Below are 12,548 nucleotides of genomic sequence, written 5' to 3'. Positions count from 1 at the left end.
CTGTTTATTCCATCTTTTGGCCTATAGCATTAACCTTTATCGGTTGAATTTGATATTTATTGACTAGATTTTTTATCGAATCAGAAATATCTTCATCTTTTATAGGCAGTCCATTGTTCAATGGTTGAATGTTTGGTCTTGGTTGTTTTCCTTGGGATAGCTGACCAAACTTGGTAACAAGAAATAATTTTGACTGGTCATTAATCATGAGTTGAACGGTGTCATTTTTGTAAAGAAAAAAGTGACGGGCATTTTCTGGGATGTCATAACCTTCCATTAAATTTTGCCCCTTAGAGAGTTTTTGGGCGGCTTCATAAACCGTAATTTGATGGGCGAAGGCCTCTTTGTCTTGAGGTTGAATCACTAATAAACAGTGGGTGTTGCCATAGCTATGCCATTTAAAGATTTCACCGGCGAGGTTGCGAATACCGACTTTTTCATCTGTCAGTTTTGCTAGTTTTGTCACTGTTTTGCTTTTCACAACTCGCACACGTTTTATTGGCGTTTTACCATCTTTGTGCAATGGCCAAGGCTGATCACTCTCGCTTAATAAAAATTGCGCGACTTGCTCGCGAACACTATCGTCAATAATGGCATTAAGAGCCTTGTCCAGAACTTTTTGTTTAGCCTCATTGTTTGTTGTTTTGGTTAATTTCTTTGAAAGTTCGGATTTTAGTGAACTGACATTCAAACGCGAGATTGTCCCTAAACCTTCTCTAAATCCTAATCCAGTGTCTTCATGCAAAGCTCCACTGAGTTTTCGTTGTGGCGTGTGAGAAACAATGACTCTATCAAGTTGGCTTTGCAACTTTTCAACGAACTCCTCAAATACAGGCTCAAAATGCAAATCTTTAACTCTTAGCTTTCCGGGTGTGCGTTCAAGTTCTTTAGCAAGTTTTATTAGCGTGTTATAAAAACGACGGTCAATACAGGCAATCACCGTAGCGTCAATCAAATGATGGCGATGGTCAGCACGATTTTTATCTGTCGAGTCATCTTTATTCAATAAGCGGTTAAGCCCCCAGATATGTCTTAGCCAAGCGGTAATTTGTCCTTTAACGGTTGTGACATCACTTCCTAAAAGTTTTAAATAATGCAGAGCTTCCCGTGAGATATAGCGTGTGTCATTAAGTTGTGAGTTAATCATTTCACTGACATCATCGTCAGATTTTTTGTAAAACGCTTGCTGTTTAGACAGTAATCGTTTGTCGTAGTGTTTAGCGACAAATTGCTCAATTTGTTCCCATTGCTCTGGGTTTTGAGCAAAGGCTTCAATCGGGGTTCTTTGACCTTTGAATTGATTTTGATGGGCAAAGCAAATCACCTTATTCATATAAGAATCATTTAAAGATTTTGAATAAGGGACAATGTGGTCAACTTCGGTTTCTGCGGAAAACAGTTGCGTTTGGCTAATCGGTTTTTGCGAATAGGCACAAACTTTGCCTTGTTCGAGCCACAGGCGATAACGAATTTTGTCATCACGACTTGGGTATTTACTTAGCCCAAGATGCGCGTTTTTTTCTCGTATTGCTTGGAACTGTTGAGAGGCTTCATCGTTTTGTTTGGTGTTGTCTGCTTGTTGTTTATTAAAGGCTTTATAGCGCTTGGTGTTCATTTCCAAATCGCGTGCCATTTCTAAACGAATCGAAGTCGGCTTGCCGTGTTGTTTAATAATCGCATTGACAACTCGTCTTAGCTCTGAAAGAGCGCGGTTTACAATTGGATTGGCAAGTGTAGGAGCTATAGGTAAAGTTTCAAATATTTGTTTTTCTTCTGGTTTATAGCTATAGCCTGCTTTTTGTCTAGCTTCGGAGTACATCATCCCTTGGCGTAAACATGGCAACAACTTTCTAATAGCCTTTAAAGAGAGGTCGCTGTGCTCAGGTTCAAATTCGACTAAAGCAAGTTTAACAGCTTGTTCTGGAGTTAGATTCCAGTGATTGATTAAGCGTTTTTTTAGAGCCTTTTTGCTGTTAAAGGTAATCACGTCTTCTTCAAGTTGGCTTTGTTGTTCACTAGATAAAGTGCGCCATTCAGGAAAGGCTGACTCGATTTCAATTTTTGTCAAATTACCTTTAAATTTCTTATTATCAGCTCGGTCATAATTGAATTTATCATTACGGCTTAACCCAAGCGTTTTTTTGATTTGTGTTAAAGTTGGGTGTGCATTATTCTCAAAGAGTTCGACAAGTTTTTCTCTTTCATCATCTCGCAATTTTCGCCATTCACCTTCATAGCTGTTGAAAGTCTGAAAATTATTAATATCTTGCAGATAGCGAAATTCTTGATAATCACGCCATGCACAGCGGGCGCGCTTTGAGTTAGGTTCAAGCGAACATTTGCCGACTCGATCACTCTGCAATTTTAAAGGGCGTTGAAAAAAGATGATTTTATATAACGCTTCGGCTTGTGCTTCTAAAATAGGGTGATGAATTTTTTGCGTATTGATGATTTGCCAAAATTCGTCTTTATACATTTGACGGTCAGTGCGAAGCGGTGTGTTTAGGTGGTCTCGGTTGCGCTTGGGTTCTTGATTAGGGATTTGAGATAAATACTCACCTAGGCTTCTCGCCCCCGATTGTTCAATCTGCTGCCGTAATTCGGCAATGGATTGTAAATAATCACCTTCTTCTTTATCTAATGCCTCGACTTCTGCTTCTTGACTGACGACTTCCATTAAATCAGGATCATCAATCATATCGCCAAACAGTGTTTTGCGATTGGATTGAAACCCTCGTCTTTGTACAAGGTGTAGTAAAACTCTGCCCAATTGATGTGAGGTTAGAGGATGGTCTAACGCCTTGGCTCTTAGTGCGTATGGGTCACCTAAGTCATTTAGGATAATTTCTGGTTGTAATTCATTGATAAGGGTTTGGGGGAGGAAGTCTAAGCTCATTAAAAAATTAAGCATTCTTTGCTTTCGTTTAGCTCTGCGTTGGATAACTCGTCGGGCTAATCGCTTACTTCTTCGTGCTGCATTTTTCGAATTTTTCGTTTTGTCTTCAACTGACATCGGAAAAATCCGAACTCCTGAATCAATAAACCCTGTAATTTGGGAGTCTATATCAGCATGATAGAGTGCCCAACCAATAGAGTTTGTACCAAGGTCTAAGCCAAGAATGGTGTTGTTTGTCATAAGTTATCCTGTTAATATCTTCACATTAGTAACCGACTAAGGTCTATGATTTAGCTTTTCATACCAAGAAATTGATATTTCGTAGGCAACGCTTCCATGCGTCCCAAGCCCTCCCAGTGGGGGCTTTTTTATTTCCCCTTTCTCCACAAAAACAGATTTTCACTAAACATCAAATTAACCACCATTCTATTTCTAAAAATACTTTTTTCAATGTCAAAATTGTCAAAAATCTTTTCTCTAGACATAAAAAAAGCCAAGCATTTAGCTTGGCCTTTACAATGACAAATTACTGTTAAAATTTATTCAGTAATATAAGTACAGCAGTAGTCGGCGATGGTTTTGACTTTAATGCCAAACTTTGAGTTGGCTGGTACTTCAAAGCTTTCTCCGGCTGGAATTGCTTTCCACTCAGTTTCGCCTGGTAGAAGCACTTCAACTTCGCCTGCCATCATTTCCATGATTTCTGCGGCTTCGGTGCCAAACTCGTAATCACCCGGCATCATAATCCCTAGTGTTTTATATGAACCGTCTGCAAAAACCACTTTGCGGCTGGTTACTGCGCCGTCAAAATAAACGTTAGCTTCACGCACAATTGTTACGTTATTAAATTCAGACATTTTTATTCCTCAGTCTTAAATTTTAAAAATTAGGTACGAACGTGATCCGCACCGATAAATTCAATTTGGTAGCCATCCGGGTCTTCAACAAAGGCGATAATGGTTGAGCCGGCATTCATTGGCCCGGCTTCACGGAGGATTTTGCCACCCATAGCTTTTACATCGTCAGCCGCTTTATAAACGTCCGGCACTTCAATCGCAATGTGGCCGTAACCGCCGCCAAGGTCGTAAGATTCCACGCCCCAGTTGTAAGTAAGTTCTAGCACGGTGTTTTCTTCTTCATTGCCATAACCAAGAAACGCTAGGGTGAATTCGCCCTTCGGATAGTCTTTTTGACGCAGCAGTTCCATACCTAACACTTTGGTATAAAACTCAATTGAACGTTCTAGGTTACCGACACGAAGCATAGTGTGAAGTAGACGCATATGTTGACTCCATTAATTCATTTTTTGAAAGTGGCGATATTGTATCAATGAAAACCAAGCGCGGTTAATTTTCGATTATTTGACCCAGCGCCATGCAATTAATAAGGCAAATAAAGCGAACAGCGCTGTCATCGCATAACTCAATTCCGCGCCTCCTGCCTGCCACGCATAACCGGCGATAAACATACCAACTGCCCCACCAAGGCCATGACTGGATGCAGCAAATAGTGCTTGTCCCTTACCGTGGTGAGCACCGGTAAAATAACGGTCAATTAAATGAATTGCCGAGGCATGAAACAGACCGAAACTGGCGGCATGCAGCAACTGCGCAAATAGAATCCAGCCAAGATATTGATCTAATTGCCCAGTAATCGTCCAACGTAAAACCGTTAAAGCAATCGCTATAAGAATTAAATTACGAATACTAAACTGTTTAAACAAGCTCGCCATCCACCAGAAAACAGCAATTTCGGCTACCACCCCCAGAGCCCAAAGCCAAGCAGTTAAGGTTTTACTAACACCCTGATCAATCATCTGGATAGTGAAAAAGCTGTAGTAGACGCCATGCGAAAGCTGAACCAAAAAACTGACAACGAGTAACGCTAAGACTTCCGGTCGGCGGATAATTTGTAGGAAATTCTCGCTACTGAAATGTTCTTGCTCGACGAATTTCTGGTCTTTAACCAGAAAAGTACTGCCCCATACAAACAACAACAGCACACTCATCACCACCGGAAACAATGCGATACTGTATAACTCGAACAGCCAACCGAGCACAAGCACCGCGCCGATAAAACCGAGTGAACCCCATAAACGAATCTGTCCGTAACGATGCTTTTCGGCCGCTAACTTACGAAAAGTATAAGACTCAAATTGCGGCAAGGAGGCATGCCAGAAAAAGCTAAACAGCAGTAAAGTCAATAAGATTAACCAGAAACGATCGAACAGCACCAAACCGGCAGCAAACAGCATTGCCAGAAAGGTCGCCAGTCGTACCCAGTGAATCGGTCGGCCACTGCGGTCGGAAAAAACTCCCCAAATATTTGGCGCTATGACTTTGGTCAGCATCAACACCGCCATCAACTGACCGATCTCCACCGGCGAAAAACTCAGTGAACTAAGATAGAGCGCCAAATACGGCAGAATCGTCCCAAGTAAGGAAAAATACAAAAAGTAATGAACCGACAAAGGCCAGCACTGACATCTATCTTTAGAACTCAAATTTTGCATATTATGATTCACTGCTTTCAGAAATTAAAAAACGCCGCAAGAAAATCTTACAGCGTTTTCCTTATACCGATAAAACAAGAACGAGATAAAAGTTAGGTATTTCTAGGCGCTTTGAGCGACGTTTACTTTTGTAAACGAGCGATTACGCAACAACGAAATAACAACTTTTAGACTTCTACAAGCTAGCTAAGTCCGTGATTGGCGGCACCACATCCCCATTCTGCGCTCGATTACGCATAAAGTGATCTAGCAATACAATCGCCATTTGCGCTTCAGCGATTGGCGTGGCACGAATCCCCACACAAGGGTCGTGGCGACCTTTGGTGACCATCTCAATATCTTCACCAGAAGTGTTGATTGAACGACCCGGAGTCATAATCGATGAAGTCGGCTTCAGTGCGATGTGCGCCACAATTTCTTGACCGGTTGAGATACCGCCCAAAATACCGCCGGCGTGGTTTGACTGGAAACCTTCCGAGGTCATTTCATCACGGTGTTCAGTCCCCAACTGCCCTGCCACTTCAAAACCGTCACCAATTTCTACGCCTTTCACCGCATTGATGCTCATTAACGCATGCGCCAAATCCGCATCCAAACGATCGAAAATCGGTTCGCCTAAGCCAACCGGAACATTTTTCGCGATAATCGAAATCTTGGCACCGACCGAATCTTTTTTCTTCAGCAAATCATCCATGTATTGACGAATTTCTTCCGATTTCTGTTCATCCGGGCAGAAGTAGATATTGTCGTTATCAAACGGCCAAGTCACATTTTCGACCTTAATCGGCCCAAGTTGAGAAAGGTAACCTTTTACTTCGACACCCAAACGCTCTTTTAGGTATTTCTTAGCAATTGCACCGGCAGCGACGCGCATTGCAGTTTCGCGCGCCGAAGAACGACCGCCACCACGGTAATCACGAAAACCGTATTTTTGCGTGTAAGTGTAATCTGCGTGCGCCGGACGGAAAGTCTCCGCGACTTTTGAATAGTCTTTTGAACGCTGGTCTTTATTGTGAATAATCATGCCGATTGGCGTACCGGTGGTTTTGCCTTCAAACACACCGGATAGGATTTGTACTTCGTCGTCTTCGCGACGCGCAGTCGAGTGCTTAGACGTTCCAGGCTTACGGCGATCCAACTCGGCTTGAATATCCGCTTCGCACAACTCTAATCCCGGAGGACAACCATCTACGATACAACCAAGCGCTAAACCGTGACTCTCACCAAAAGTGGTGACGCGAAAATTTTGACCTAAAGTATTTCCTGACATACGCTTACATCTTCTTTAAATTTTTATAATTGCGGCGTATTTTACTGGAAATTCACCACGAAGGCACGAAGGCACGAAGTTTTTGAACAACTACTCTGAAATTTATACCGTACAAGAAACCGACTTAGACTTTCTTAGACACGTGAATAACAAAAGTTATTTGAATTGGATGGAGAAAATCGCATGGGCACATGCACAATCTGTCGGCATTAATACCGACATGCAAAAGCGACTTAATCGAATTTTGGCGGTTTACCAACACCAGATGCAATATCTAGCAAGTTGTTATGCCGGCGAGGAAATAGAACTGAAAACGTGGATTGGCAAACAAATCGGCTGCTGCCAACGTGAACGCTTTTTTGAATTTGTGCGACTTGCAGACAATAAAACCGTATTTAAGGCCGAAAGCATTTATGTCTGTATCAGTTTAGACAGCCACAAACCGAAAAAAATTCCTGCTGAATATACCGAGCTATACCGTTAATAATATTCATATATCGGTTCTTGTTGGCCTACTTCTGACCAAGACTTCAGAATGGTTCTTGAGTTAACCGGATTGACCGGGCGGGCATTCACCCCCATCACTTCATTCATCTGTTGAATCTGTTCGGCGGATGCCGTAATCGGTTGCTTAAATACCATCCAGTAAACCCCTTCAGTACATGGCGGTGTCGTTAATGAGCCACTGTATTTATAGAACTCGGTATTAGCCGGAATAAAGTACGCCGGATTAACACTTAATGCGGAATAAATTTTCTGCTTTGCCGTTTTTTTAGGTAGTACATTTAACAAAGTATTCAGGTATTCGTTTTCTTCACCTTCTTGGAAAATCACGCCGATAACCGCAAAATTGCCATCACCGTCACGATGCACAATATGCATTTCCATCGGGTAATTAAAGCCTTCTTTCATGTGTTCGCTCGGTGTATGGAAATGGTATTGCAGCAATTCATAACGTTTGCCGCCGACCTTAATATAGCTGCCAAGCGGATAATTGACTTGAATCGAATGGCCGTTGTTTTCGATTTTTAGAGGGACGTCACGATAGCGAATGTCCAAATCCGCCAAGCCTTGCGTGCCAACTGCGTTAGCATCTCGTAAATCAATCGGCGATTGATTTTTGCCGTTTTTGCAGGTACTGAATTCCGCGCTGAGTTCTCCCCAGTATTTCGGCCCTTCACTTCCTGAATAACCCCAGTGTAACGGTTCATCAATGCGATGTTCAACGGCAGTATGTACCGGTTCGACCTTCTTTTTCGGCGCTGGGCTTACTTGAGTTGTCGGCTGAATGCTGGCCGGTTTTGGTGCCGCATGTTCGGTAGCCGGTTGTTTCCCTTTCAACTGCTCCAGCTCCGCTCCCAAATCAAGCAGCGGACTATCTTGAGCAACAACCAGAGACGGAATCCACATTGCCGTACCGACAACAATTCCTAGGGCGAGAAAAATGTTTTTAGGCGAAAAACCGTACATAAGCATCCACACTCATATCAACTTTACATGCCGTAAAACGGCAAAAATTTGTCTTTTATCATAGCTACCAGCGAGCAAAGCGATAAGTATGCCATTTTCCGTTTTTATTTAGGCCGGCGCCAGTCGTTGCTGAATTTCATCGGCAAACACTTCCAGTTCGGATTTCTGAATCGCAAACACGCCTTCACCACCATGTTCAAACTCAAACCAGTAGAAAGGTAACTCAGGATATTCTTGTTCCAGATAGAATTGCGATACGCCGACTTCGACAATCAACACACCATCGTCTTTAAGATACTGAGGTGCTTCGGCTAAGATTCGACGTACCAAATCCAAACCGTCTTTACCGGCCGCCAAGCCTAATGCCGGTTCGCGCTGAAACTCCTCCGGCAGATGAGTCATTTCGATTTCATCAACATACGGCGGATTGGAAACGATTAAATCGTACTGCTTGCCTTGTAGATTGCTAAACAGATCGGATTGAATCGGATGCGCAAATTCTTCTAAGCCAAACTGCTCAACATTCTGCTGAGCGATCTCTAAAGCATCTTCAGAAATATCGACCAGATCAACTTCGGCATGCGGAAAGGCTTGTAAAGAGGCAATTCCGATACAACCACTGCCGGTGCACATATCTAATACATTGGTAACCTGCTCGGCATTAACCCAAGGTTCATAGCGTTTGGCAATCAATTCCGCAATCGGCGAGCGCGGCACCAAGGTCGCTTCAGAAACAATAAAACGCAATCCGGCAAACCAGGCTTCGCCAGTTAAATAAGCTGCCGGCTTGCGCGTTTCAATCCGTAACCGAAACAGTTCGGTAACCTGCTGCTTCTCGACATGCGTCAAGCGCGCATTCCAATAGTTATCAGGAATATTTTGCGGCAATTGCAGAACATGAAATGTCAATAATTTGGCTTCATCAAATGCATTATCGGTACCGTGTCCGAAAAACAGTTCCGATTTGGTAAACAGTGAACCGCCCCATCGAACAAAATCGATGATCGATTCTAAACCGTCGTATTGGTAATTTAATTTGCTCATAAACTTGGTCTCCTTACCAATCGGTTACGCACTTGGCTTTTTAGCATGCTTCGGGCGGAACGCCTTGACAAAAGCTTCATCGGTTTCTAAATAAGGCCCTTCAATCAAATCAACGCAATAAGGTACTGCCGGGAAAACCGCTTCCAGACATTCACCAATTGCGGACGGTTTGCCCGGTAGATTGATGATTAAACTCTCGCCGCGGATGCCGGCAATCTGGCGCGATAGAATCGCGGTCGGCACATACTGAAGTGATACCGCACGCATCTGCTCGGCAAAACCATCTAGAATTTTTTCACACACCGCTTCAGTGGCTTCCGGGGTCACATCGCGTTTGGCTGGTCCGGTTCCGCCGGTGGTCAAAATCAAGCAACATTTATCCTCATCAGCCAGCTGTTTCAGGGTACTTTCAATTAATCCCTGCTCGTCTTCAATCACCCGAGCTACCGGCTGCCAATCATTGGTTAAGGCCTTTCCAATCCACTCTTGCATCGCCGGGCCACCAAGGTCTTCATACTCGCCGCGACTGGCTCGATCCGAAACGGTGACAAATCCGATTTTAATTGGCGTATTTTGCATCTTCTTCCCTTGAATCTTTAAATTTCAGCCCCATATCATACCGTATTCATAACACGACCCATAACCGCTTGCTCCCGCTGCGGAAAATTTAAAGGCAATTTATAACATCATGAGTGATAAGCAGGATTTGTTTGAGCCGAGTGTCGATAACACTCAGCCGGAAAACGAACAAGAAGCGACCGACAAGTCGACGCTGGAAACCGCTGTGCCGAATCCGTCCGCACAAGAGAATAAAACGCCGGTTATGATTGAGATAAATGGCGAAGTGCAGAGCAGCATTAATCCGGAATTGGCGGAGAACCTAATCGACATCCTTAGCCAAGCAAAAGAAAAGGCCGACGCTTCTAGCCAAAATGATTCGACGGTTTTTGGCGAACTCGCACATGAAGATCAAAATCTTCCGCAAGAGATTTATCTATTGCCGGTTAAAGAGCGCCCTTTCTTTCCCGGACAACAACTGCCGGTATTGTTGGCTCGTGAAACTTGGGAAGAAACTTTCAACGCCATTAAAGAGAACAAATGCCAATACATTGGCTTGGTGTATGTCGACCATGAAGAACATCACAAAACCCCAGTTGATGATTTCAGCCGTATCGGCACACTAATCCGCGTCCGTAACCCAAAAATCCGCGACGACTATATTCAATTGGTCGCCGAAGGTATCTGCCGTCTGCAGATCGATTTCTGGGTATCGAATCAAGCGCCGTATCGTGCCGTGGTCAGCTATCCGCAAGATATTATTACCTGTAGTGATGATGTCTTGAAAGCGCATGGCATGGCGATTATGAACGCCTTCCGTGAATTGCTACCGCTTAATCCGCTGTATTCGGAAGAACTGAAATACTTTCTCAATCGCTATAGCGCCACCGAACCGTCGCGCTTGGCTGATTTCGCAGCCAGCCTGACCACAGCCGAAAACGATAAATTACAGCAAGTCTTGGAGACTTTCGATTTAGAACGTCGCTTGGAACAGGTATTACAACTGCTGAAACATGAAGTGGAAGTAACCCGCTTGCAGGTCAATATTCGTGAACGTGTTGAAGAGTCCTTGACCGACCATCAACGTGATTTCTTCCTGCGCCAGCAACTAAAAGAGATCCAAAAAGAACTCGGGATTGTTAAAGACGACCAAACCCTCGACCGCGACCGTTTTGAAGAGCGCATGGAAAAGCTGGCGCTGACCGAGGAAGCTTTGAATAAAGCCGAAGAAGAACTGAGCAAGCTATCGATTCTTGACCCGCAGTCGCCGGAATACAATGTTGCCCGCAACTGGCTCGAATGGCTGACGCAACTGCCGTGGGGACAATACAGCGAAGACAAACTGGATCTAAAACGCGCTCGCAAAGTGCTCGATAAAAAACACGACGGTCTGGATGATGTAAAACAACGCATCTTGGAATTCCTCGCGGTCGGTGCTTTAAAAGGCGAAGTATCCGGTTCGATTATCTGTTTAGTCGGCCCGCCGGGTGTCGGTAAAACTTCGATTGGTAAGTCCATCGCCGAAGCCTTGGGACGTAAGTTCTATCGTTTCTCGGTTGGTGGTATGCGCGACGAGGCCGAGATCAAAGGCCATCGCCGCACCTATATCGGCGCCATGCCGGGTAAATTCATGCAGGCGTTAAAAGATTGCGAAACTGCCAATCCGGTGATTATGCTGGACGAGGTTGATAAAATCGGTTCGTCTTACCACGGTGATCCGGCTTCTGCGTTATTGGAGGTGCTTGATCCGGAACAGAACAGCGAATTTATGGATCACTTTATGGACTTGCGTTTCGATCTGTCGAAAACGCTGTTTGTCTGTACCGCCAATACCCTAGATACCATTCCCGGGCCGTTGCTGGATCGTATGGAAGTGATTCGCCTGTCCGGTTATATTACCGAAGAGAAAATCGACATTGCCAAACATCACTTGTGGCCTAGCCTGCTGGAAGAATCCGGCATCAGCAAAGAACAAGTGCAAATTACCACACCGGCAATTCGCCATGTGATTGAAGGTTATGCGCGTGAGTCCGGCGTACGTAACCTGAAAAAACAGCTTGGTAAATTAATTCGCAAACTGGCAATCAAACTGGTCACCGGTGAAATCGACAATGCCAAGATTCATGTGAATGAATTGCAAGAAATGCTTGGTCAACCGCGCTTCCATCCGGAAAAACTGAATCAACAAACCGGTACCGTCACCGGCTTGGCGTGGACCTCAATGGGCGGCGCGACGCTAACAATAGAAGCAAGCCGCGTGCACACCCATAACCGCGGCTTTAAACTCTCCGGTCAATTGGGCGATGTAATGCAAGAATCCGCCGGTATTGCTTACAGCTTTATCAGCTCGAATCTGGATAAATACAAAGCCGACCCTGAGTTCTTCGATAAGGCGTTTGTGCATTTACATGTACCGGATGGTGCAACACCAAAAGACGGCCCGAGTGCCGGTATTACCATGGCGACCGCCCTGCTTTCGCTGGCGCGTGACGAAGCGGTGAAAACACCGATTGCCATGACCGGTGAACTCAGTCTGACCGGTCAAGTCTTACCGGTCGGCGGGATTCGTGAAAAAGTCATTGCGGCACGTCGTTTAGGGATTAAAGAATTGATTCTGCCGGAAGATAACCGCAAGGATTATCAAGAACTACCGGAATATCTACAGGAAGGTATGACCGTGCATTTCGCCAAGCAATTTGATGATGTCGCTCGGCTAACTTTTAATATCCGTACCAAATCGCCGGCGCTGAAAGTCTATCTAGCGAATAAAGACGAAGAAGTCAGTACACAGCATTAAT

General features: G+C 44.4%; 10 protein-coding genes. 2 read left to right on the top strand and 8 right to left on the bottom strand.

Features of this window, described 5'->3' with window-relative positions:
* Nucleotides 1–4: 4 nt before the first annotated feature.
* The 5 genes from cas9 to aroC all read right to left on the bottom strand — a co-directional run bounded on the left by cas9 (nucleotide 5) and on the right by aroC (nucleotide 6,678).
* On the bottom strand, nucleotides 5–3,136 hold the full coding sequence (cas9, locus tag J3998_RS09610) for a type II CRISPR RNA-guided endonuclease Cas9 (RefSeq protein WP_208150445.1): 3,132 nt from the start codon (nucleotides 3,134–3,136) through the stop codon (nucleotides 5–7).
* A 299-nt stretch (nucleotides 3,137–3,435) separates the two neighbouring features.
* Nucleotides 3,436–3,753 (bottom strand): pyrimidine/purine nucleoside phosphorylase, encoded by a 318-nt coding sequence (gene ppnP / locus J3998_RS09605; protein WP_208150444.1) that lies wholly within the window; start codon nucleotides 3,751–3,753, stop codon nucleotides 3,436–3,438.
* 29 nt (nucleotides 3,754–3,782) lie between these two features.
* Entirely contained in the window at nucleotides 3,783–4,178 is a 396-nt protein-coding gene (gene gloA, locus J3998_RS09600; RefSeq protein WP_208150443.1) for a lactoylglutathione lyase, read from the bottom strand.
* 75 nt (nucleotides 4,179–4,253) lie between these two features.
* On the bottom strand, nucleotides 4,254–5,408 hold the full coding sequence (locus J3998_RS09595) for an MFS transporter (protein ID WP_208150442.1): 1,155 nt from the start codon (nucleotides 5,406–5,408) through the stop codon (nucleotides 4,254–4,256).
* Between the two features lie 175 nt (nucleotides 5,409–5,583).
* Nucleotides 5,584–6,678, bottom strand: a complete 1,095-nt coding sequence (gene aroC / locus J3998_RS09590) for a chorismate synthase (RefSeq protein WP_208150441.1) — start codon at nucleotides 6,676–6,678, stop codon at nucleotides 5,584–5,586.
* Nucleotides 6,679–6,760: 82 nt separating this feature from the next.
* On the opposite strand from aroC, the gene J3998_RS09585 reads away from it, so the two are divergent.
* Nucleotides 6,761–7,162, top strand: a complete 402-nt coding sequence (locus J3998_RS09585) for an acyl-CoA thioesterase (RefSeq protein ID WP_208150440.1) — start codon at nucleotides 6,761–6,763, stop codon at nucleotides 7,160–7,162.
* Here J3998_RS09585 and J3998_RS09580 read toward each other — a convergent pair.
* From J3998_RS09580 to mog, 3 genes are all read right to left on the bottom strand, one after another.
* On the bottom strand, nucleotides 7,159–8,154 hold the full coding sequence (locus tag J3998_RS09580; RefSeq protein ID WP_208150439.1) for a carbonic anhydrase: 996 nt from the start codon (nucleotides 8,152–8,154) through the stop codon (nucleotides 7,159–7,161). The two genes, J3998_RS09585 and J3998_RS09580, sit on opposite strands and share 4 nt — an antisense overlap.
* 102 nt (nucleotides 8,155–8,256) lie before the next feature.
* Nucleotides 8,257–9,192 (bottom strand): 50S ribosomal protein L3 N(5)-glutamine methyltransferase, encoded by a 936-nt coding sequence (gene prmB / locus J3998_RS09575; RefSeq protein ID WP_208150438.1) that lies wholly within the window; start codon nucleotides 9,190–9,192, stop codon nucleotides 8,257–8,259.
* Between the two features lie 24 nt (nucleotides 9,193–9,216).
* Complete coding sequence (mog, locus tag J3998_RS09570) at nucleotides 9,217–9,771, bottom strand: molybdopterin adenylyltransferase (RefSeq protein WP_208150437.1); 555 nt, start codon at nucleotides 9,769–9,771, stop codon at nucleotides 9,217–9,219.
* A 109-nt stretch (nucleotides 9,772–9,880) separates the two neighbouring features.
* On the opposite strand from mog, the gene lon reads away from it, so the two are divergent.
* Entirely contained in the window at nucleotides 9,881–12,547 is a 2,667-nt protein-coding gene (gene lon / locus J3998_RS09565) for an endopeptidase La (protein ID WP_243750691.1), read from the top strand.
* Nucleotide 12,548 lies beyond the last annotated feature (1 nt).

Source organism: Thiomicrorhabdus marina (assembly GCF_017571465.1).
Taxonomy (GTDB): domain Bacteria; phylum Pseudomonadota; class Gammaproteobacteria; order Thiomicrospirales; family Thiomicrospiraceae; genus Thiomicrorhabdus; species Thiomicrorhabdus marina.
The sequence above is the reverse complement of the archived record's forward strand: the minus strand, read 5'-3'. Positions and strand labels throughout refer to the sequence as shown.